Source organism: Mycobacterium sp. (assembly GCF_040509115.1).
Lineage (GTDB): Bacteria > Actinomycetota > Actinomycetes > Mycobacteriales > Mycobacteriaceae > Mycobacterium.
Window position 1 is genome coordinate 1 of the sequence record NZ_JBEVLO010000183.1, and the last position, 22,193, is coordinate 22,193.

Genomic DNA, 22,193 nt, shown 5'->3' on the forward strand with positions numbered 1-22,193 from the left:
GAATGCGGGGCCTCGGCGCGGATGTGCGTCGGCTGGTTCATGAAGGTACGGGCGAGCGTGATGATGGGGTCCGGCATCGTCGCCGAGAACAGCATCGACTGCCGATCGTCGGGGATCTGGCGCAGAATCCGCTCGATGTCCGGCAGGAAGCCCAGGTCGAGCATCTCATCGGCTTCGTCGAGCACCAGCACCGAGAGACCGCCGAGCTGCAGGTGGCCCTGCTGGGCGAGGTCGAGGAGCCGACCGGGGGTGCCGACGACGACGTCGACGCCCTTCTGGAGGGCTTCGATCTGCGGCTCGTAGGGACGACCTCCGTAGATGGAGGTGACCGACAACTTGCGATCGCCCGACCCGTCGGTACCCGTCCTCAAATATCGAGCTGCGCCTGCGAGGTCGTCGTACACCTGCAGACACAGCTCGCGCGTCGGCACCACGATGAGGGCGCGGGGGATGCCGGTCAGCGGCCGCGACTCGTCGGTGACGATGCGATGCAGCAGCGGTACGCCGAACGCGTAGGTCTTGCCCATGCCGGTGCGGGCCTGGCCGATGAGGTCGTCGCCGGTCAGGGCGAGCGGCAGCGTGAGTTCCTGGATGGCGAACGTGTGCTCGATGCCGTCCTCGGCCAGCGCGCGCACGATTTCCTCGCGAACGCCGAGTTCGGCGAAGGTGGTGGTCTTCGGTGCCGCTTCGGGCGCTTCGACGACGACGTCGATGTCCGGGGCGATCGAGGTGGTTATCGAGGTGGTTTCGGTACTGGTGGTGGTGTTTTCAGTCATGCGTTTGCCGACGTAACCTTTCGTTTGTCAATCTCGCGGCGTCCACACGCGCACACGAGCTCGACGAACGAACGTTCGGGGCCTCGGCTTCTTGGAGGGCTCTTGGGAGCGGGTTCCTGGGAAGCGGACCGACCGAGTCGACACTGTGTACGCACATTTCTCGGCGGCGGCGGGGGTAGATACATGCCACTGCCACGACCATCATAGCTGGCCGGGTGCGCAGGACCGTCGCCGCGCCGGTCCGGCGGCCCGGAGGCGGATAGAGTTGGCCCCATGACTCCGACGCAGCCTGCGGCCTCTCCCGAGCAGACGGTTACCTCCGCGGCGGCCGAGCATCCCGGCGTCAATCAGCTCTTCGCGCTCCTGGCCTACGGCGAGGTGGCGGCGTTCTATCGGCTGACCGATGAGGCGCGGATGGCGCCGAACCTGGCGGGTCGAATCAACATGGCCAGCATGGCGGCCGCCGAGATGATTCACTACGAGCTATTGCGTGACGCCTTGGCGAAGCGGGGCGTGGACATCGTCCCCGCGATGACGAAATATGCGTCGGCACTGGAGAATTACCACCGTCTGACCATGCCGAGTACGTGGTTGGAGGCGCTGGTGAAAACGTACATCGGCGATGCGCTGGCGGCGGACTTCTACCTCGAGATCGCCGACGCCCTACCCACTGACGCCGGCGACGTCGTGCGTGAGGTGCTCGCCGAGACGGGGCATTCGCAGTTCGTCGTGGCCGAGGTGAAGGCAGCCGTCGCGGCCAGCGACAGACAGCGTCACCGGCTCGCTCTGTGGTCGCGCCGCCTGCTCGGGGAAGCCATCACGCAGGCGCAGTATGTGCTGGCTCAGCACGACGAACTCGTCGACCTCGTCATGTCCAGCGGCGAGGGTCTCGGTCAAATGGCCGAGTTCTTCGAGCGGCTGCAGAACACGCACAACCGCCGGGTCCGCGAGCTCGGCCTGAGCTGACCGCCTGCTACCTAGTGCAGGTGGTGATCATCGAGTTGTTGTTCTGAGCGGCCACCGTCGCGCCGGCCCCGTCGGTGATCGAGCAGTTCAGCTGACCGGTAAGGCTGGTCGCGGTGACCGAGCTCAGTGCGACGCCGGGATCCAGTGTGACGGTCCGTGACCACGGCAGGGCGACGTTGAAGTCGGTCTGCAGGGCACCCTGCTGGTCGGTGTATACGACGGTGACGAGGTCGATGAGCTGGCGGTTTCCGGTCACCCGGTAGGTGATCGAGTTGGCTGCCGGGGCGACTACCGGCGGCGGGGCCGGGTCGACGGTGGCCGTGGGGCTCGGCGGGATGGTGGTCACCGTCTCGGGCGACAGCGTTGCCGACGGCGCCGGCGGAGGCGGCGCTGACGTGATCACCGGCGGCGCGGTGGCCGTGGCGGGTTGGCTGGTCGTGAGCGGTGGGGGAGCGATCGTCTTGGACACCGATCCGCTGTCGCCGCCGCCGAGGATCACGACGGTGCAGATCACCGCGATCAGCAGGATCGCGCCTGCGACGCCTGCGACCCAGATCCAGCGACGGTCGATCTCGTCGCGGTATTCGTAGATCTCGTCGTCGTCGGCGTAATCGTCGTAGTCATCGACCTCGGGGTAGTCCTGCACCCCGTCCTGCACGCCGTCCTGCACGCCGTAGCCCGGGCTGTCATAGGTGCGAGCGCCGTAACCCTGGCTGGCGTAACCCCGACTGTCGTAACCCTGACTGGCGTAGCCCCGACTGTCGTAACCCTGGCCGCCGTAGCTCGGAGTGCGTCCGTACCCGTAGTCGCGGCCGGAGTCGTCGGTCTCGACGTCGGTGAAGCCGCCGCTCCGCCGGCGTCCGGAGGCGCGTGCCGAACCTGCGGTCCGTGACGTCCCAGAGGTCGTTGACGTTCTCGAATACGTGGTGTGAGGCCTGTCCATACCGATGTCCTGTGAGTCGCTTTCGTCGTCGATGGGGTGATGCTAGCGAGACTGGAGTGACGCACGAGGTTGACGCGCGGGCTGTCAGGTCACGGTCCGGACTCGGTCGGCAGCGAGAGATTCCGGCGCCGCCGCCGCTGCGCTGTCGGCGAAGTAGCGCCACCGCCGGCGCGGGGAAGACGGCCCGTCCACTAGCCTTCACGAGAGACAGATCATCGAAGGGAAGGGTCCAGCGTGGAGGTCAAGATCGGCGTCACCGACAGTCCGCGCGAGCTGGTGCTCACCAGCGCGCAGACACCCGCCGAGGTGGAGGAACTGGTGACCGCGGCCCTGGGCAAGGACTCCGGAGTCCTCGCCCTCACCGACGAGAAGGGTCGTCGCTACCTGGTGCAGAACACGCGCATCGCCTACGTCGAGATCGGCGTCGCCGATTCGCGGCGGGTCGGGTTCGGCATCGGCGCCACCGCCGCGGCGGTCGCCGACAAGCTCAGCTAGAAGCGGGTCAGCGGCACGTGTGACAGTCCGCCCCAGGCGAACTGCACCGTGCCGTCGACTGCGTCGTCCTTGGAGATCGGTCGGTCGGAGTTCAGCCAGTAGCGCGCACAGTCGACGCTCGTCGACACCAGTCCGACGGCGATCATTCTGGCCCGATGCGCCTCGAGGCCGGAATCGCTGCTGATCAGCTCGAAGACCGCGTCGGTGCACGCCTCGGTGGCCACCTTCACCTGCGCCGACACCTGCGGTTCTGTGACGTAGTCGTTCTCGAAGATCAGTCGATAACCCTGACCGTCGTGCTCGATGAAGTCGAAGAACGCCTGTACCGCAGCGCGGAGGCGCTGCCGGTTGTCGGTGGTGGTACGCAGCGCGCCACGCACCCCAGACACCAGGTTGTCGACGTGCCGCTCCAAGACGGCGAGGTACAGTTCGAGTTTCGACGAAAAGTGTTGATAGAGAACGGGTTTGCTTACACCTGCCCGGTCGGCGATCTCGTCCATCCCCGCTGCGTGGTAGCCGCGGTCCACGAAAACCTCGCTGGCCGCCGCAAGCAGTTGGCCTCGGCGCTCGTCGCGGGGAAGGCGGTTGCCGCGCCGATTCGCCCCCGTGTTGCCGCTCGACGAACCTTCACCGTTCGCCGGTTGCCCACCCTGTCGCTGGGCGGTGTTGGCGATGTCGCTCATCAATCCTCGATCTGCGGGTGAAGCCGTGTTCACCGGGCTCCGCTGGGGCCGGTCAATCCGGCTGTTCATCGATCCGACACTACTACCCCCCTCTGGTGGTGCGCGGCATCTGAGGTGGAGCTGGGTGGCGCGCCACAGCGGCCTGCCGCCCACGCTGTGCCATTCTGGTTCGGTGACCTACGACCCGGGGCGCCGCGGGGGCGGTCGAGCTCCCGTGCTGCGCAACGAGTGGAGGGAACCGTTGCGCGCTCAGCGCGACCCACTCGCAGAGGATGCGGGACGGCCCCGAGCCAATCGCGACGAGCATCAGCAGTGGCGAAAGCAGTCGTGGCTGGGACGGTTCGTGTCCACCTACGGCTGGCGGGCCTATGCCCTGCCGGTGCTCGCCGTGCTCACCGTCGTGGTGCTCTATCAGACGATCACCAGCCCCACCACCGTCGAACCCGTGAAGGCCGCGGGTCCGGTGCAGGGGCCCCCGACCTTCGACAACGCGAGCAAGGCCATCATCGGTGCGCCCCCGAAGGGCATGACCCAATTCGACGCCAGCCTGCCGACCGGCATCCTGCCCGACGGCGGCCCCTTCACCGAGGCGGGCGCCAAGACCTGGCACGTCGTACCGGGCTCTTCCCCGAAGGTCGGCCAGGGCACCACGAAGACGTTCACCTACACCGTCGAGGTCGAGGACGGAATCGATACCACGGCCATCGGTGGCGACGAGGCGTTCGCCCGGATGGTCAGCGAGACATTGTCCAACCCCAAGAGCTGGACGCAGAACCCGGAGTTCGCCTTCGTTCGGACCGACGATCCCGCACAGCCCGCCGACTTCCAGGTGTCGCTGACGTCGCCGATGACGGTGCGCGAGGGCTGCGGCTACGACATCCCCTTGGAAGCGTCCTGCTACAACCCCGCCTATCTGGAGGATCAGCCGCGGGTGTTCGTCAACGAGGCCCGTTGGGTGCGCGGCGCGGTGCCGTTCCAGGGCGACATCGGTTCCTACCGCCAGTACCTCGTCAATCACGAGGTCGGCCATGCCATCGGCTATCAGCGTCACGAGCCGTGCGGTGAGAACGGTGCACTGGCGCCGATCATGATGCAGCAGACCTTCTCGACCAACAACGACGACGACGCCCGCTTCGACCCCGAGTCGGTCCAGCCCGACGGCAAGACGTGCCGCTTCAACCCCTGGCCGTATCCAATCGCCTGACGTCGGCTCCCCGGGCGCATCCCCACCGAGTTCTGCGGCTGGGTCGTGCGGCGCCGCGGATCACGACCCCCTCGCAGAACTCGCGGTGGGTCGCCGTCGGCCACCAGCGCATTGCGTCAAGCACCCCACCCGCCGGGAAGGTCTGCGCGACGATTGCCGTTGAATGGGTGGGCCTGGTGTGATCATCACCTGCCCAAGACTTCTAATCGAGGAGCGTCCCGGTGTCTCCGCTACCGCCATTGGTCGAACCAGCCCCGTCTCTCACCCGTGAAGAGGTGGCCCGCTACAGCCGTCACCTGATCATCCCCGACCTCGGCGTTGACGGGCAGAAGCGCCTCAAGAACGCCCGAGTGCTGGTGATCGGCGCGGGCGGGCTCGGATCGCCGACGCTGCTCTACCTGGCTGCGGCCGGAGTCGGAACCATCGGCATCGTCGAGTTCGACGTGGTCGACGAGTCCAACCTGCAGCGCCAGATCATTCACGGCCAGTCCGACATTGGCCGGTCGAAGGCTCAGAGCGCACGCGACTCGGTCAAGGAGGTCAATCCACTGGTCGAGGTGCGACTTCACGAGGTTCGCCTCGAGCCCGACAACGCGCTCGACCTGTTCAAGCAATATGACTTGATCCTCGACGGCACCGACAACTTCGCCACCCGCTACCTGGTCAACGACGCCGCCGTGTTGGCGGGCAAGCCGTACGTGTGGGGCTCGATCTACCGCTTCGAGGGTCAGGTGTCGGTCTTCTGGGAGGACGCGCCCGACGGGTTGGGACTCAACTACCGCGATCTCTACCCGGAGCCGCCTCCTCCTGGCATGGTCCCGTCGTGCGCCGAGGGCGGTGTACTCGGCATCCTGTGCGCGTCGATCGCCTCGGTCATGGGCACCGAGGCCATCAAGTTGCTGACCGGCATCGGCGATCCACTGCTCGGGCGGTTGATGGTGTACGACGCACTTGACATGACCTACCGCACCATCAGGATTCGCAAGGATCCTGCGACGCCGAAGATCACCGAGCTGATCGATTACGAGGCTTTCTGTGGCGTGGTGTCCGAAGCGGCCGCCGAGGCCGCGGCCGACTCGACGATCACGCCGCGCGAACTCCGCGACATGTTGGACTCGGGACGCAAGGTGGCGCTGATCGACGTGCGCGAACCCGTCGAGTGGGACATCAATCACATCGATGGCGCCGAGCTGATCCCGAAGTCGGCGATCGAGGCGGGCGACGGCCTGACCAAGCTGCCGCACGACCGCACACCAGTGCTGTACTGCAAGACGGGCGTCCGCTCGGCAGAAGCGTTGGCCGCCGTCAAGAAGGCCGGGTTCGCGGACGCCCTGCACCTGCAGGGCGGCATCGTGGCGTGGGCGCGACAACTCGAGCCCGACATGGTGATGTACTGACGGCTCGTTGGACTGAGCACCGCTTAGGCTGAGCGGTGTGACCGTCGACCTGCCGCCTGATCATGTGCTGGCGGCGTTCGGACTGACCGGGTTGCGGCCGGTGCCCCTCGGCTCGAGCTGGGAGGGCGGCTGGCGCTGCGGGGAAGTCGTACTGTCGATGGTCGCCGAGAACGCGCGGGCGGGGTGGTCGGCGAAGGTTCGGGAGACGCTGTTCGTCGACGGGGTGCGGCTGGCGCGGCCGGTTCGTTCGACCGATGGGCGTTACGTCGTGGCCGGCTGGCGGGCCGACACCTTCGTGACGGGCACCCCGGAGCCACGCCACGACGAGGTCGTATCGGCGGCCGTGCGACTGCACGAGGCCACCGCGAAGCTGGAGCGTCCGCGCTTTCTGACCCAACCGCCAGGAGCGCCGTGGTCCGAAGTCGACGTGTTCATCGCGGCGGACCGCGCGGCTTGGGAGGATCGGCCGCTGCACACGCTGCCGCCTGGGGCGCGGGTCGGTCCCGGCGGCGCGGACGGGCAGCGCTCCATCGACTTGATCGCGCAACTCTCGTCATTGCGCCGCCCGACGCGCAGCCCGAGTCAACTCGTGCACGGCGATCTGTACGGGACGGTTCTCTTCGCGGGGACCGCCGCCCCCGGCATTACCGACATCACACCGTACTGGCGGCCTGCGTCGTGGGCTGCGGGCGTGGTCGTGGTCGACGCCCTGGCGTGGGGTGAGGCCGATGACGGTCTGGTCGAGCGCTGGGCCCCGCTGCCGGAGTGGCCACAGATGTTGTTGCGTGCGTTGATGTTCCGATTGGCGGTCCATGCGCTGCATCCGCGCTCGACGGCTGCGGCGTTCCCCGGCTTGGCGCGGACGGCCGCGCTGGTGCGGTTGATCCTCTAGCTCGCCCTAGAACACGTGGCGCACTTCGCGAAGCGGCACCCGGCCGTCCTTCGCGAGTACGCCCTCGGCGCGCAACAGCTCCAGCTGGCGCGTCTCGAGGTGCGGCGCGGGCCGGCCCGACGACCTGATCACCCGGTGCCATGGCAGGTCTGACGAGTCCGTACGCATGATCCATGCGACGATCCGCGGGCTGGGAAGTGCTGCCGCGTCGGCGATGTCGCCGTAGGTCGACACGCGCCCCGAAGGGATCGACGCGACCAGGGCCCGGACCGCCTCGACCTGCTCGTCGGTGATGGCAGGCACGCTCAGCCAACCCGGTCGCGGATCAGTGCCGCCGTCTCCGCGGGTTTGGCCTGCGCCACCATGTGGTCGCAGTCGAAGTCGACGAGGGTGAAGTCCGAACCCAACCGGGCCTCCAGTACCGCGATGAGTTCGTCGGTGACGTACGGCGGCGACGTGCGGGTGGCCCTGACGAGGGTCGTCGGTGTTCCCTTGGGCGGCAAGGAGATCGGTCGTGCCAACTCGCTCCAGTACGACATGATCGCGGGGATGCCGATCCGCCAGCCCACGCGCCCGTTCGGCAGGTCGATCAGATGCTCGTCGAGTTCGCGTTCCAGGTCGGCTTCGGCCACCTCGCCCCACGATCCGGACGTCTTGTCGGCGCGTGCCTCGGCGCGATCGGCGAAGTCCGGCGAGGCCAACATGGCGTCGGCGATCTCCAGCATCCACGCCCCGTCGAGCCCCACCGCGGGATCGAGGAGGATCAGACCCGCGACGAGGTCCGACCGCGCGGCGGCCAGGCTCAGCGCGACCGCACCTCCGAACGAATGCCCGACGACCCACGCCGGCGCGTCGGCGTTCGCCTCGAGCAGCTCGGCCAGCGCCGCGACGTTGGCGTCGATGGTCCACGGCGCTGCCCACGTCGAGTGCCCGTGTCCGACGAGGTCGGGGGCAAGGATCGGAAACTCCGACAGATGGTGATTCGCAAGCGTCTGCCAGCGCTGACCGTGCCCCGTCAGTCCGTGGATCGCGAGGATCCGGGCAGGCTGGTCGGGGCCGAACCGGCACACGTTCAAGGCGTCGTTCACGGACAAGATGCTGCCAGTAGGGACAACGCTTTCCACCGTCGGGTCGCACGTCGGCCGCCGATGTCGGACCCCCGTGATGTCATGCCTGCATGCTCGCGCCACACACCGCACTGCCGCCAACCGCGCTGACCGAACCCGGCCTGCGCGGTACCGTGCGCGTGCTTGGAGGTCCGGGTACCGGCAAGAGTCGGCTGTTGGTCGACGCGGCGGTCGCGCACGTCGCCGCTGGAAACACCCCGGAATCCGTTCTGATGCTGACCGGTTCGGCCCGGCTCGGTGCTCACGCCCGCGCTGCGGTGACCGCTGCGCTGCTCGGTGCCGCAGGTCCCGCGGCCGTCCGTGAACCGTTGGTGCGCACTGTCCACTCGTATGCGTTCGCGGTGCTGCGCTTGGCCGCGCAGCGCAACGGTGATCCTCCGCCGCGGCTGGTCACCAGCGCCGAGCAGGACGGCATCGTCCGCGAGCTCCTCGCGGGCGACATGGAGGACGGCGCCGACTCCTCGGTGAAGTGGCCGCCGCACCTGCTTGCGGCTCTTGGCACCGTCGGATTCGCCAACGAGCTGCGCGACCTGCTGGCCCGCTGCACCGAGCGCGGTGTGGAACCCGCTGCGCTGCAACGCGTCGGACGCCGCGCGGGTCGGCCCGAGTGGGTCGCTGCGGGCCAGTTCGCGCAGGTGTACGAACAGGTGATGCTGCTGAGGTCCGCAGTGGGCATGGCCGCACCACAGGCCACCGTCCCCGCTCTCGGCGCAGCCGAGCTGGTCGGCGCGGCGCTGGAGGCGTTCGCCGCCGACGCCGAGCTGCTGGCCGCCGAACGCAGCAGGGTCCGTCTGCTCCTGGTCGACGATGCACAGCACCTCGATCCTCAGGCCGCTCTTCTCGTGCGCGTGCTGGGCGCGGGCGCCGACCTGACCGTCGTCGCAGGCGATCCCAATCAGTCGGTGTTCGGTTACCGCGGCGCCGATCCGGCGCTGCTCGGCATCGACGACCACCCGGCGATCCTGCTCACCGAGTCGCGGCGCTGCGCGCCGGCGGTGGCGCGGGCCATCACGGGGATCGCGGGGCGGCTGCCCGGTTCGGGCGACGCCAGGCAGCTCACCGGTGCCGATGGGCCCCTCGGATCGGTGGCGGTGCGCATCGCAGCGTCGCCGCACGCCGAATCGACGATGATCGCCGATGCCCTGCGCCGCGCCCACCTGGTCGATGGGGTGCCGTGGTCGCGGATGGCCGTCATCGTGCGGTCGGTGCCGCGGACGGGCGCAGCGCTCGCCCGCGCGCTGACGTCGACGGGCGTGCCCGTCGAACAGCAGTCTTCGTCGGCACCGCTGGCAGCGCATCCCACGGTGGCCGCGCTGCTGACGGTGCTCGACGCGGCAGCCAATGGCCTCGACGGCGCGCAAGCGCTCGCGCTTCTCACCGGGCCGATCGGGCGGGTCGATCCGGTGTCGTTGCGCCAGTTGCGACGTACCCTGCGACGGGCGGACGCCTGCCGTCCGCCCCGTGAGTTCGCCGACCTGCTCGCCGAGGTCCTTGGGGACGCCCGTGCCAGGGTGAAGCTGCCCGATCAACTGGACCGTGCGCTCAAGCGCGTCCGAACGGTGCTGGCGGCTGCCGCACGCAGCCACCGCGAAGGACAGGATCCCCGGTTCACGCTGTGGCATGCGTGGCACCAGTCCGGGTTGCAGCGGCGTTGGCTGGCCGCTGCCGAGCGCGGCGGCCCGGTGGGGGCGCAGGCGGGTCGTGACCTCGACGGCGTCACCGCCCTGTTCGACGTCGCCGAGCAGTACGTCAGTCGCACCAGCGCGGCGTCGTTGGTGGGCTTCACCGACCACGTGCGGGCGATGGTCCTACCCGTCGGCGGTGACTCGCGCCGTGGCGACGATGCGGTCGCGGTCGTGTCGGCGCACGCCGCACTGGATCGTGAATGGGACTTCGTCGTCATCGCCGGTCTGCAGGACGGGTTGTGGCCCAACGTGGCTCCACGTGGGGGAGTCCTCGCCACGCAGCAGCTCGTCGACATACTCGACGGCATCGCCGACGGCACCTCCATCAGGGCACCGCTCCTGGCCGAGGAACGCAGGCTGTTGATCGCCGCCCTCGGTCGGGCCCGCACCCACGTGCTGGTCACCGCCGTGGACGGCGAGGACGGCGACGACGCCTGGCTGCCGTCCGCCTTCTGCGACGAGCTCGCCGCGCTGGCCACCGAACGGCCGGGCGTCGATGCGGCGCCCGTTCGCGCGCCGAGGGTGCTCGCCCCCTCGGCTCTGGTCGGGCGGCTGCGTGCCGTCGTGTGCGCCCCCGAGGGGGCCGTCAACGACGCAGCACGTTCTTGCGCAGCAACGCAATTGGCGCGACTGGCCGCGGCGGGGGTGCCGGGCTCCGATCCGGCGCGGTGGTATCTCACGACGGCGTCGTCGACGGAGGAGCCCCTGTGGTCGGGCGACGAGCACACCGTGACGCTGTCGCCGTCGAAGTTGCAGACGCTGTCGGACTGTCCGCTTCGGTGGCTGCTCGAACGGCACGGCGGCAGCGATGCCCGCGACGTGCGCTCGGCTCTCGGCACCTTGGTGCACGCACTGGTGGCCGACGGCACCAAGACGGAGCAGCAGATGCACGCCGAACTCGAATCCGTCTGGCACGAACTGCCGTTCGACGCACAGTGGTACTCGGCCAACGAACTGGATCGGCATCGGGCGATGTTGACGGCGTTCGTCGAGTGGCGCGAGCGGACGCGCGGCGAACTCACCGAGGTGGCCACCGAGATCGACGTCGACGGTGTGGTGGTAGCGGCGGACGGCGACGGGCCGGGCGTGCGGGTCCGTGGTCGGGTGGACAGGTTGGAGCGTGACGCGGAGGGCAGGCTCGTCGTGGTCGACGTGAAGACCGCCAAGAGCCCCGTCAGCAAGGATGACGCCCAACGCCACGCTCAGCTCGCGATGTATCAGCTGGCGATCGCGGAAGGCGTTCTGCCGCAGGGGGAGGAGGCGGGCGGTGGGCGGCTTGTCTACCTCGGCAAGGTCGGTGTGGCGGGCGCGGGCGAACGCGATCAGAACCCGATGACCACCGACGGCCGAGACGAATGGCGGGAACGCGTGCGTGACGCCGCTGCGACGACGCAGGGTCCGGAGTTCGTGGCCCGCATCAACGACGGGTGCGCGCACTGCCCGGTGCGGGCGATGTGTCCGGCCCAGGCCGCGCTGCGGGGGTGCTCGTGAGCGCGCGCTACAGTCCCGCCGAATTGGCCGACGCGCTGGGGCTCTTCGCGCCGACGGCCGAGCAGGCCGCGGTCATCGAGGCGCCGCCGGGTCCGCTGGTGGTCGTCGCCGGTGCGGGCGCAGGAAAGACGGAGACGATGGCCGCCCGCGTGGTGTGGCTGGTCGCCAACGGTTACGCAGGTCCAGGTGAAGTGCTCGGCCTGACGTTCACCCGCAAGGCGGCCGGTCAGCTGCTGCGCCGCGTACGCACTCGACTCGCGCGCCTCGCGGGTACCGGCCTGGTCCCCGGTGGTGCCGCAGACGTCGACGACCAGCCGACGATCGGCACCTACCACGCGTTCGCGGGAACCCTGCTGCGCGAGCACGGCCTGTTGCTGCCAGTCGAGCCGTCGGCGCGCCTCGTCGGGGAAACGGAGTTGTGGCAGTTGGCGTTTCGGGTGGTGTGCGAGCACCCCGAGGCGCTGGACACCGAGAAGACACCCGCGGCCATCACGGCGATGGTACTGCGGCTGGCAGGCCAGCTGGCCGAACACCTCGTCGACACGGACCAGTTGCGGGACACCCACGTCGAACTGGAGCGGCTGGTGCACGCACTGCCGCCGGGACCCCGCCAGCGCGACAGCGGACCCAACCAGTCGCTGCTTCGGATGCTCGCCACCCAGACCGAACGCACCGTCATCGTTCCGCTGATCGATGCCCTCCACGCGCGGATGCGCGCGGAGAACGTGGTGGACTTCGGCACGCAGATGGCCGCCGCGGCCCGCCTTGCGGCGTCGTTCCCGCAGGTCGGTGAACAACTACGGCAGCGCTACCGGGTGGTGCTGCTCGACGAGTACCAGGACACCGGCCACGCGCAACGCATCGCGTTGTCCGCGCTGTTCGGCGGTGGCGTCGACGACGAACTGGCGCTCACCGCCGTTGGTGACCCGATTCAGTCGATCTACGGTTGGCGGGGCGCGTCCGCCACCAATCTGCCGCGGTTCGCCACCGACTTCTGCCTGTCCGATGGCACCCCAGCCCCCACCCTGGAGCTGCGCACCAGCTGGCGGAATCCGCCGAGCGCCCTGCATCTGGCGAATGCGGTCTCCGCGGAGGCACGGCGTCGCTCCGTTCACGTCCGGGAGCTGTTGCCCCGACCGGGGGCGCAGCCGGGCACCATCTCGTGCTCGCTACACAACGACGTCGACGCCGAACGCGATTGGCTGGCGGATCGATTGGCGTCGATTCATCACGGCGCCGTCGCGGCGGGAACCCTCATCCCCACGGCCGCGGTGCTGGTCCGCCGCAACGCCGACGCCGTGCCGATGGCTGACGCGCTCACCGCCCGCGGGGTGCCCGTCGAGGTCTGTGGACTGGCCGGGCTGCTGGCGATGCCCGAGGTGGCCGACGTGGTGGCGATGCTGCGGCTGGCGGCCGATCCCACCGCGGGCTCGGCTGCCATGCGGATCCTCACCGGTCCTCGCGTGCGGTTGGGTGCCGCCGACGTCACCGCGTTGTGGCGGCGCGCCGTGGAGCTGGACTCCGCGGGCGGCGCGCCCACCGAGAACGCGTCCACCGAGAAAGCGTCGGCACACATCGTGGCCACCGCCCATCCCGACGCCGACAGGGCATGCCTGGCCGACGCGATCTGCGATCCAGGCCAGGCGGACCGCTATTCGGCGACCGGCCACGGCAGGATCGTGGCTCTCTGCCGGGAGCTGACGGCGCTGCGGGCCCAGCTGCAGCATCCGCTTCCCGAGCTCGTCGCCGAGGTGCGGCGAACGCTGGGTGTCGACGCCGAAGTTCGTGCTGCGCAATCGGTTTCGGCGGGGTGGTGTGGCACCGAGCACCTGGACGCGTTCGCCGACGTCGTCGCGGACTTCGCGGCGCGCCCGTCGGCGTCGGTGGCAGGCCTGCTCGGGTTCCTCGACGCGGCGATGGACGTCGAGAACGGTCTCGCCCCAGCCGAGATCACCGTCGCAAGGGACCGCGTGCAGATCCTTACCGTGCACGCTGCCAAGGGATTGGAATGGCAGGTCGTTGCGGTCCCACATCTGAGCGGCCGGGTGTTCCCGTCGACGGGGTCGGCGCGCACCTGGTTGACTGATGCCGCCGACCTGCCGCCGCTGTTGCGTGGCGACCGGGCCACGGAGTCCGAGCACGGTGTGCCCGTGCTCGACGTGTCCGACGTCAATGACCGCAAGGCGTTGTCGGACCAGATCGCCCGCCATCGGGCCACGCTCGATCAGCGTCGCATGGACGAGGAGCGTCGTCTGCTGTACGTCGCGCTCACCCGGGCTGAGGACACCCTGCTGCTGTCCGGTCACCACTGGGGTGCCACCGAGTCCAAGCCACGGGGACCGTCGGACTTCCTCGTCGAGATCAAGGACGTCATCGACCGGGCGCGGGACCAGGGTCGGCCGTGCGGCGTCGTCGAGCTCTGGTCGCCCGCGCCCGCCGACGGTGAGGCAAACCCGTTGCGAGACAACGCGGTCGAGCGACACTGGCCGGTGGCGCGGGACGACGGCGACGTCGACCGTGGCGCGCGGCTCGTGATGAACGCCATGACGGGCGGTGCGGCCGCCACGACGGACCCCGCCATCACCGATGCCGACGTCGACGGCTGGGCCGCCGACGTCGATGCGCTCCTGGCCGAACGTGAGCGCGCGGCGCACCGGCCACCCGCCGCATTGCCGCCGCAGTTGTCGGTCAGTGCGCTGGTGGACATCGGGCGCGACCCCGAGGGCGCGGCCCGCAGGTTGCAGCGCCGGCTCCCGCTGCGTCCCGATCCGCACGCCCTGCGGGGTACCGCCTTTCACGACTGGGTGCAGCGCTTCTTCCATGCCGAGCGGCTCTTCGATCTCGAGGACCTGCCCGGTGCCGTTGACGGCGAGTTCGGGGTGGCCGAATCCGAGCGACTCGCCGAGCTGCAGGCGGCGTTCGCGGTGTCGCCGTGGGCATCGCGCACCCCCATCGACGTCGAGGTGCCGTTCGACATGATGATCGGTGACAAAGTGGTGCGTGGCCGCATCGACGCCGTCTTCGCCGATGAGGACGGCGGGGTCACCGTGGTCGACTGGAAGACGGGCGATCTGCCTACCAGCGCAGAGACCTTGCAGCACAACGCCATTCAGCTAGCGGTGTACCGGCTGGCGTGGGCGGCGACGGCTGGCGTCGCACCATCGGAAGTGCGGGCGGTGTTCCACTACGTGCGCAGCGGCCAGACCGTAGCGCCCGAGATGCTGCCGGACGCCGAAGAATTGGCAGGGCTGCTCGCGGCGGCCTAGCGAGGGGCGTTCTTGTACACCTTGTAGGCCTGGGTGATCATCGGCACCTGCAGCGGTAACCGGGCAATCGCGCCGATGCGGGCAGGCCAGCCCTTGCCCCACCACAGCCGCACCATGTTGACGTTCGCGGGAAACACGCCGACGAACAGCGCGATCGCCGCGAGCGCTCCCAGCCGACGGGTCCGCGGCACCAGGAGCATCGCCCCCGTCGTGGCTTCCGCGACTCCCGAGGCCAGCGTGTAGCCCCTGGCGCTGCCCGGCAGTTCCGTGGGCACGATCGTGTCGAACGGCTTCGGCGCCACGAAGTGCAGGACGCCCATTCCGACGAGCATCGCGCCCATCCGCTGGGCGGGCGCCTGGCTGGCAACTGATGGTCTGAGGGAGGTCATGGTTACATTGTGCTGTGCGGCGCCTTCGGCGAATGATGGGCCTTCGTGGCCAAGGGTAGGTTGCGTCGTCGATTGGCGGCGCTCGATCAGACATTGACCGATCAGCCAGACCACACGTTGGTCGGCACGCTCCGGATTCCGGAGCCGTTCGTCAGCCCGGCGCGCAAGATCGCGATGCGGGTGTTCTACGCGCTTGCGGCGCTCGGCGCTGCGGTGCTGATCGTCTACCTGGATCGGGGCGGCTACCGCGACATCGAGGCGAGTCCGAACCCGAACGACCCGCTGTCCTTGCTCGATTGCCTCTACTACGCCACGGTGTCGCTGTCGACGACGGGATACGGTGACATCACTCCGGTCACCCCATCGGCGCGGTTGATCAACGTCTTGGTGATCACGCCGTTGCGGGTCGCCTTCCTGATCGTGTTGATCGGCACGACGGTGGAAACACTGACCGAGGCCTCGCGTCAGACCCTCAAGATCCAGCAGTGGAGGAGAACCGTGCGGGACCACACCGTCGTCGTCGGATACGGCACCAAGGGCAAGACGGCCGTCACGGCCATGATCGGCGACGGCGCCACCAGCGGTGAAATCGTCATCGTCGACACCGACCGAGCGGCATTGGACCGCGCCGACAAGGCGGGGCTGGTGACGGTGCACGGCGACGCCAACCGGGCCGACGTGTTGCGGTTGGCGGGAGCGCAGCACGCCAAGGCCATCGTCGTCGCCACCAACAGCGATCCGACCGCGGTGCTGGTCACGCTGACTGCGCGTGAGCTGGCGCCGAAGGCGAAGATCATCGCCTCGATCAGGGAGGCGGAGAACCAGCACTTGCTGCTGCAGTCGGGTGCCGACTCGGTGGTGGTGTCCTCGGAGACGGCGGGCCGACTGCTCGGAATGGCCGCCAAGACGCCGACCGTCGTGGAGATGATCGAGGATCTGCTGACACCCGATGCCGGGTTCGCGATCGCCGAGCGGGACGTCACGTCGAAGGAAGTCGGGGGGTCGGCGCGACATCTGCCGGACATCGTGCTTGGGGTGGTGCGCGAGGGCCACCTGATGCGCGTCGACGCTCCGGAGGTCGATGCCATGGAGCAGGGCGACCGGTTGCTCTACATCCGCAACGCGGACGCCGACCGTTGACCGGCGCGCAAGAGCGAAGCGACTCGGGGAGTGGGGTCGGCGCGACGGCGGGCCTCGGCGCGTTCCAGTTGCGCAACGTGCCCCTTCTCTCGCGGGTGGGGGCCGACCGGGCCGACGAGCTTCGTACCGACCTCGACGCGGCGGTGGCCGGGTGGGGCGAGGCGCTGCTGTTGAAGGTGGATCGCCGCAACCAGGTCCTCATCTCCGGTGGGCGCGTCGTTCTTGGCAAGGCCGCCAAGCACTCCGCCACGCCCGACGAGCATGCGGTGTTCTTGGGCCGCGTGGAGGACGGCACACACGTGTGGGCGGTCCGGGGCGCGTTGGAGGCGCCGGAGGATCCCGACGCCGAGACCGAGGTGCTTGACCTGCGCCGGGCGGGTCAGATCTTCGACGACGTCAGCTCGCAGTTGGTGGCGACGGCGACGGCGCTGCTGAATTGGCATGACAATGCCCGGTTCAGCGCAGTCGACGGGTCGCCGACGAAGATGCACAAGTCGGGGTGGTCGCGCGTCAATCCCGTCAACGGTCACGAGGAGTTCCCTCGCATCGATCCGGCAGTCATCTGCCTCATCCACGACGGGCACGACCGCGCGGTACTGGCCCGGCAGACGGTGTGGCCGGAGCGGCTGTTCTCGCTCATCGCCGGCTTCGTCGAGGCGGGCGAGTCATTCGAGTCGTGCGTGGTGCGTGAGGTGGCCGAGGAGATCGGTCTCTCGGTGCGCGACGTGACCTATCTGGGCAGCCAGCCGTGGCCGTTCCCGCGGTCGTTGATGGTCGGTTTCCACGCGATCGGCGATCCTGAGCAGGAGTTCTTCTTCAGCGACGGCGAGATCGCCGAGGCGGCCTGGTTCACCCGCGACGAGGTGAAGGCGGCACTCGCCGACGGCGACTGGAGCAGTGATTCACCGTCGCGCCTGCTGTTGCCCGGGTCGATCTCGATCGCCAGGGAGATCATCGAATCCTGGGCGTTCAGCCCGTGACCCGGCCGTTCAGCCCGTAATCCGGCCGTTCAGCCCGTGATCCGGCCGTATACCCGGTGATCCGAGTCAGGCGGCCAGCTTGGCCTGGACCTGCTTGAGGCTTGGGTTGGTGAGCGTTGACCCGTCGGCGAACTTCACCGTGGGCACCACGTGGTTGCCGTTGTTGACGGAGCCCACGAATTCGGCCGCACTGGGATCGAGTTCGATGTCCACCTCGGTGTAGCCGATGCCTGCGGACTTCAGTGCGGACTTGAGTCTGGCGCAGTAGCCGCACCATGTCGTGGAGTACATGGTCAGCTGGGCCTTGGTACCTGTCATAGCGTTGTCAACCTAACTGACGAAGCGAAAATTGCATGAATCGGCGGTACCCGGAAAGGGCGGCGCGTGCACGTCGGCTCCCCGTTGACGGTACGTCGACTCAGAAATTGTCGTCGCGCCCTGCCAAGATGGTCCCCATGCCATCTCAGGCTTCCGTGGCCGCGTCAGGAGCGCTCGGTCGGCTGATCGACGATCTCGACGAGGAGCAGCGGGAGGCCGTCCAGGCGCCGCGCGGGCCGGTGTGCGTGCTCGCCGGGGCGGGCACCGGCAAGACCCGAACCATCACGCGGCGGATCGCCTATCTGGTGGCCGCGGGGCATGTCGCCCCCAGCCAGGTGCTGGCCGTGACGTTCACGGCGCGGGCCGCGGGGGAGATGCGGGGTCGGCTCCGGTCCCTCGACGAGCAGGGTGCCGACGGCGCAGGAACCGGCGCGGTGCAGGCGGTGACGTTCCACGCGGCCGCCCGAAGGCAATTGCAGTACTTCTGGCCTCGGGTGGTCGGCGACACGGGGTGGGAGCTCCTCGACAGCAAGTTCGGCGTCGTCGCGCAGGCGGCCAACCGGGCGAAGATCCAGGCCAGCACCGATGACGTCCGCGACCTCGCAGGCGAGATCGAGTGGGCCAAGTCGTCGCTGATCAGTCCGGAGGGCTACGCGGCCGCGGTCGCCGAGGCCAGCCGTGACATTCCACTGGACGCGGCCAAGGTCGCGACGGTGTACGCAGGCTATGAGGCCATGAAGGCGCGCCGCGACGGGACCACGCTCCTCGACTTCGACGATCTGCTCTTGCACACGGCGGCGGCCATCGAGAGCGACGCCGCCGTCGCGCAGGAGTTCCGCGACCGGTACCGCTGCTTCGTCGTCGACGAGTATCAGGACGTCACGCCGCTGCAGCAGCGGGTGCTCAACGCGTGGCTGGGCGATCGGGACGACCTGACGGTGGTCGGCGATGCGAACCAGACCATCTACTCGTTCACCGGGGCCACACCTGGTTTCCTGCTCGACTTCTCGCGGCGGTTCCCCGACGCGGCGGTGGTCCGATTGGAACGCGACTACCGGTCCACTCCGCAGGTGGTGTCGCTGGCCAACCGGGTGATTGCCGTGGCGCGTGGGCGCATGGCGGGCAGCAAGCTGCATCTGGTCGGCCAGCGCGACGCGGGTCCCACGCCCACGTTCCGCGAGCATCCCGACGAGGTGGCCGAGGCCGCGGCGGTGGCCAAGGCGGTGAAGAAGCTCATCCAATCCGGCACGGCGGCAGCCGAAATCGCGGTGCTGTACCGCATCAACGCGCAGTCGGAGGTGTACGAGGAGGCGCTCACCGCGGCAGGGGTGGCGTTCCAGGTGCGTGGCGGTGAGGGCTTCTTCAGTCGTCAGGAGGTCCGCCAGGCATTGGTGGCGTTGCAGCGGGCGGCTGAGCGCGTCGACGCGGTGGGCGAGGAGTTGCCGCCGGTGGTCCGCGAGCTGTTGGAGCCGTTGGGGTTGACGGCCGAGGAGCCGCAGGGTGTGAGGGCCAGGGAGCGCTGGGAGGCGCTGGCGGCACTGGCCGAGCTGGTCGACGAGGAGGTGGCGCTGCGGCCGTCGCTGGACATGCGCGCACTGCTGGTCGAGCTGCGTCAGCGCGCCGATGCGCGACACCCGCCCGTGGTGCAGGGCGTCACGTTGGCCTCGTTGCACGCCGCCAAGGGGCTCGAGTGGGACGCGGTGTTCCTGGTGGGACTCGCGGATGGCACGTTGCCGATCTCGCACGCGCTGGCGCGGGGCGCTGACAGCGAGCAGGTGGAGGAGGAGCGTCGGCTGCTGTACGTCGGAATTACCAGGGCGCGCATCCATCTGGCTCTCAGCTGGGCCCTATCGCGCACACCGGGTGGGCGGCAGAGCCGCAGACCGTCGCGCTTTCTCAACGGCATCGCTCCGCAGGCCGGAGCCGAGGACGGGCCGAGCAAGCCGCGTCGCCCGCGGGGCCCCACGCCGCGGTGCCGGGTCTGCGGCGGCCCGCTGAATAGTTCGGCGGCCATCATGTTGCGGCGCTGTGAGACGTGTCCCTCGGATCTCGACGAGGAACTGTTGGCCCGACTCAAGGAGTGGCGGTCGGCGACCGCCAAGGAGATGAAGGTGCCGGCCTACGTGGTGTTCACCGACAACACGCTGATTGCCATCGCCGAGACGCTGCCCAGCGATGATGCTGCGTTGGTGGCGATCCCGGGGATCGGGGCACGCAAGCTCGAGCAGTTCGGGGCCGACGTGCTCGCCCTGGTCAAGGGTGGACGTTGAGTCGGTCGGCGAAAACGGCCAAGACTGGCAAAAATCGCGCCAAAGCTGCAGGTCAGAAAATCGCTTGTCGATTTCGGTGTTAGTCTCTAATCTCGTATCGGTCTAACACCGTTCGAGCGGAAGGGAGGGTCAAACATGATTGATTTCAATATCTTCGGATACGGCGTAACAAGCGCTGCCGTCATGCCGTGGACCCTCCACGTCGCTGGACCCGCCGCTTGGGCGGCGCATCCGGCATCTGCCGCGCAGCACGCCATTCCGGCGATGAAGCGTCGCACCGCCACCGCGACTGCCGCGTCCGTGAATCGGGGCACCATCTAGGACAGCCCACGAAAGCCAACTGGCCACGGACCCCGACGCAAGCGGATCCGTGGCCAATTTAGTTTTCGGAGACACCGAACACCTGGTCGCAGATCCATCAGAAGACAGATGGCCGATCGACTTAGACCAGGAAGCAGGTGATTCGGACATGTCCCCGCAGACATGCCGCGAGAGGGCGTTCCCGCCGGTGCCGTGTCACGTCAACGACCCGGATCTGTGGTTCGCGGAGAGCCCGATGGATCTGGAGCGGGCCAAGGAGCTGTGCGCGGACTGCCCGATCCGTCGGCAGTGCCTCGCCGAGGCCTTGGAACGTGAGGAGCCGTGGGGGGTCTGGGGTGGCGAGATCATCGACCGCGGATCGGTGGTTGCGCGCAAGCGCCCGAGGGGTCGCCCGAGAAAGACGGAGAAGAACCCCGTCGCCGACCCGGCAGCCGCGTAGCTGCGGAGTGGCCGCCTAGCCCCACGTATTGCTGAGGCTGGGCGGTCACTCAGGCGGCGAAGCCCGGGATGAATTCGGTCGCAAGCGCTTTGGTGGCGATGTGCGCATCGAGTTGGCAAGAGATCGCGACGATGGAAGCGATCACCCGCATTGGAATGGCCAGCTTGGCGGGGATGTCCATCTGCCGGGCCGTCTTGATGGCGTCGACCGAGATGTCCATGTTGGCAGCCGCCATCTTCTGCAGCCACCTGCGGGTGTAGTGGAACACGTCGACTTCGAGGGGTTCGACGTACTGACGCAGCATCTCGTCGATCTCGCGGGGCGAAACTTGTTGTCCCCGTTGAATGAAGCCGATCTTCTCCATCGTCGGGAGCAGCTTGTCGTAGTCCTTCTCGAGCGCGTAGCGCACCGTCAGGCCCAGCTCGACCGGGATGCCGCCGGGCAGCGGCGCGACGGCGCCGAAGTCGAGCACGCCCAGCTTGTCCCCGGGCAGCAGCATGAAGTTTCCGGGATGCGCGTCGCCGTGCATCATCTCGATGCGCCGCGGGGCGTCATAGGTGAGTTCGACGAGGCGGGTGCCCACGATGTCGCGCTGCTCGGGCGTGCCGTCGCGGATGATCTGCGCCATCGGGATGCCGTCCATCCACTCGGCGACGACCACCTTCGGGGCGCTGGCCACGATCGCTGGCACGACGAAGTGCGGGTCGTCGCGGTAGCCCTTGGCGAAGGCACGCTGGTTGTCCGCCTCGAGCCGGTAGTCGAGCTCCATCTCGGTGCGTTCGATCAGTTCGTCGACGACACCTTGGACGTCGGCGCCGGGGGAGAGTTGCTTGAAGACGTAGACGAGCCGCTTCATCGTCTTGAGATCGGCGCGTAGGGCTTCGTCGGCGCCGGGGTATTGGATCTTGACGGCGACGTCGCGTCCGTCGGACCACACCGCCCTGTGCACCTGGCCGATGCTCGCCGACGCGATGGGGGTGTCGTCGAAGGAACTGAAGCGTTCCCGCCACCGGGTGCCGAGCTGGGAGTCGAGCACCCGGTGCACCTTGGCGGCAGGTAGTGGCGGCGCGTCCTTCTGGAGCTTGGTGAGCGCCTCGCGGTACGGCTCGCCGAACTGCTCCGGCACGGCGGCCTCCATCACGGAGAGCGCCTGGCCGACCTTCATCGCCCCGCCCTTGAGTTCGCCGAGGACGGTGAAGAGCTGATTGGCGGCCTTCTCCATCAGCTCCGCGTTGACGTCGTCCCTGGACGAGCCGGTGAGTCGCTTCCCGAGGCCAAGTGCGGCTCGACCGGCGAATCCGACCGGAAGGGACGCGAGCTTGGCGTTTCGCGCCGCCCGTCCACGTTTGATGTCTGCCACTTGTCCATCATCCATCACGAACCTGGGCAGCTCGGCACGAGTGGCCCCCAC

At 68.6% G+C, this 22,193-nt stretch carries 20 protein-coding genes; 12 read left to right on the forward strand and 8 right to left on the reverse strand.

The genetic code is table 11. The features are described from left to right. A partial coding sequence (locus ABW137_RS12975) for a DEAD/DEAH box helicase (protein WP_526400483.1) occupies positions 1-776 on the reverse strand: 776 nt, incomplete at its 3' end. 273 nt (positions 777-1,049) lie between these two features. Here ABW137_RS12975 and ABW137_RS12980 point away from each other — a divergent pair. After that, entirely contained in the window at positions 1,050-1,742 is a 693-nt protein-coding gene (locus tag ABW137_RS12980) for a ferritin-like fold-containing protein (RefSeq protein ID WP_526400485.1), read from the forward strand. A 7-nt stretch (positions 1,743-1,749) separates the two neighbouring features. Here ABW137_RS12980 and ABW137_RS12985 read toward each other — a convergent pair whose 3' ends face one another. Continuing rightward, complete coding sequence (locus ABW137_RS12985; RefSeq protein ID WP_526400487.1) at positions 1,750-2,685, reverse strand: hypothetical protein; 936 nt, start codon at positions 2,683-2,685, stop codon at positions 1,750-1,752. Between the two features lie 234 nt (positions 2,686-2,919). On the opposite strand from ABW137_RS12985, the gene ABW137_RS12990 reads away from it, so the two are divergent. Continuing rightward, on the forward strand, positions 2,920-3,180 hold the full coding sequence (locus tag ABW137_RS12990; RefSeq protein WP_526400489.1) for a DUF3107 family protein: 261 nt from the start codon (positions 2,920-2,922) through the stop codon (positions 3,178-3,180). Here the strand turns inward: ABW137_RS12990 and fasR are convergent. Beyond that, a complete protein-coding gene (fasR, locus tag ABW137_RS12995; protein WP_526400491.1) occupies positions 3,177-3,863 on the reverse strand; it encodes an HTH-type transcriptional activator FasR in 687 nt (228 codons plus the stop codon). The genes ABW137_RS12990 and fasR overlap by 4 nt on opposite strands. Before the next feature lie 172 nt (positions 3,864-4,035). Here fasR and ABW137_RS13000 point away from each other — a divergent pair, with 172 nt between their 5' ends. The 3 genes from ABW137_RS13000 (at position 4,036) to ABW137_RS13010 (ending at position 7,356) form a co-directional block, all read left to right on the forward strand. Beyond that, complete coding sequence (locus tag ABW137_RS13000; protein ID WP_526400532.1) at positions 4,036-5,067, forward strand: DUF3152 domain-containing protein; 1,032 nt, start codon at positions 4,036-4,038, stop codon at positions 5,065-5,067. A 221-nt stretch (positions 5,068-5,288) separates the two neighbouring features. After that, positions 5,289-6,464, forward strand: coding sequence for an adenylyltransferase/sulfurtransferase MoeZ (gene moeZ / locus ABW137_RS13005; RefSeq protein WP_526400493.1), 1,176 nt, complete (start codon positions 5,289-5,291; stop codon positions 6,462-6,464). A 37-nt stretch (positions 6,465-6,501) separates the two neighbouring features. Continuing rightward, the gene (locus tag ABW137_RS13010) at positions 6,502-7,356 is read left to right on the forward strand and encodes a TIGR02569 family protein (RefSeq protein WP_526400494.1); all 855 of its coding nucleotides are present in this window, start codon (positions 6,502-6,504) and stop codon (positions 7,354-7,356) included. Positions 7,357-7,362: 6 nt separating this feature from the next. Here the strand turns inward: ABW137_RS13010 and ABW137_RS13015 are convergent, their stop codons facing one another. Continuing rightward, positions 7,363-7,659, reverse strand: a complete 297-nt coding sequence (locus ABW137_RS13015) for an MGMT family protein (protein ID WP_526400496.1) — start codon at positions 7,657-7,659, stop codon at positions 7,363-7,365. A 2-nt stretch (positions 7,660-7,661) separates the two neighbouring features. Then, the gene (locus tag ABW137_RS13020) at positions 7,662-8,444 is read right to left on the reverse strand and encodes an alpha/beta fold hydrolase (RefSeq protein WP_526400498.1); all 783 of its coding nucleotides are present in this window, start codon (positions 8,442-8,444) and stop codon (positions 7,662-7,664) included. Positions 8,445-8,533: 89 nt separating this feature from the next. Between ABW137_RS13020 and ABW137_RS13025 the strand changes: the two genes are divergently transcribed. Then, complete coding sequence (locus tag ABW137_RS13025; protein WP_526400500.1) at positions 8,534-11,659, forward strand: PD-(D/E)XK nuclease family protein; 3,126 nt, start codon at positions 8,534-8,536, stop codon at positions 11,657-11,659. Next, a complete protein-coding gene (locus ABW137_RS13030; protein ID WP_526400534.1) occupies positions 11,656-14,925 on the forward strand; it encodes an ATP-dependent helicase in 3,270 nt (1,089 codons plus the stop codon). The genes ABW137_RS13025 and ABW137_RS13030 overlap by 4 nt, the downstream gene beginning before the upstream one ends. On the opposite strand, the gene ABW137_RS13035 is transcribed toward ABW137_RS13030, so the two are convergent. Continuing rightward, positions 14,922-15,314 carry a DoxX-related protein gene (locus ABW137_RS13035; RefSeq protein ID WP_526400502.1) on the reverse strand — a complete coding sequence of 131 codons (393 nt, stop codon included), beginning with the start codon at positions 15,312-15,314 and terminating at the stop codon, positions 14,922-14,924. The genes ABW137_RS13030 and ABW137_RS13035 overlap by 4 nt on opposite strands. Before the next feature lie 45 nt (positions 15,315-15,359). Here ABW137_RS13035 and ABW137_RS13040 point away from each other — a divergent pair, with 45 nt between their 5' ends. Continuing rightward, a complete protein-coding gene (locus ABW137_RS13040) occupies positions 15,360-16,454 on the forward strand; it encodes a potassium channel family protein (protein WP_526400504.1) in 1,095 nt (364 codons plus the stop codon). A gap of 68 nt (positions 16,455-16,522) precedes the next feature. Continuing rightward, on the forward strand, positions 16,523-17,434 hold the full coding sequence (gene nudC, locus ABW137_RS13045; RefSeq protein ID WP_526400536.1) for an NAD(+) diphosphatase: 912 nt from the start codon (positions 16,523-16,525) through the stop codon (positions 17,432-17,434). Positions 17,435-17,500: 66 nt separating this feature from the next. On the opposite strand, the gene ABW137_RS13050 is transcribed toward nudC, so the two are convergent. Then, a complete protein-coding gene (locus ABW137_RS13050) occupies positions 17,501-17,752 on the reverse strand; it encodes a mycoredoxin (protein WP_526400506.1) in 252 nt (83 codons plus the stop codon). A 137-nt stretch (positions 17,753-17,889) separates the two neighbouring features. On the opposite strand from ABW137_RS13050, the gene ABW137_RS13055 reads away from it, so the two are divergent. From ABW137_RS13055 to ABW137_RS13065, 3 genes are all read left to right on the forward strand, one after another. Continuing rightward, on the forward strand, positions 17,890-20,022 hold the full coding sequence (locus tag ABW137_RS13055; protein ID WP_526400508.1) for a UvrD-helicase domain-containing protein: 2,133 nt from the start codon (positions 17,890-17,892) through the stop codon (positions 20,020-20,022). 135 nt (positions 20,023-20,157) lie between these two features. Then, positions 20,158-20,343: a hypothetical protein gene (locus ABW137_RS13060; RefSeq protein WP_526400510.1), complete on the forward strand. Its 186-nt coding sequence runs from the start codon at positions 20,158-20,160 to the stop codon at positions 20,341-20,343. Positions 20,344-20,491: 148 nt separating this feature from the next. Next, positions 20,492-20,782 (forward strand): WhiB family transcriptional regulator, encoded by a 291-nt coding sequence (locus ABW137_RS13065; RefSeq protein WP_526400512.1) that lies wholly within the window; start codon positions 20,492-20,494, stop codon positions 20,780-20,782. Between the two features lie 49 nt (positions 20,783-20,831). Here the strand turns inward: ABW137_RS13065 and ABW137_RS13070 are convergent, their stop codons facing one another. After that, positions 20,832-22,157 (reverse strand): macrolide-binding ATPase MABP-1, encoded by a 1,326-nt coding sequence (locus ABW137_RS13070; protein WP_526400513.1) that lies wholly within the window; start codon positions 22,155-22,157, stop codon positions 20,832-20,834. Positions 22,158-22,193 lie beyond the last annotated feature (36 nt).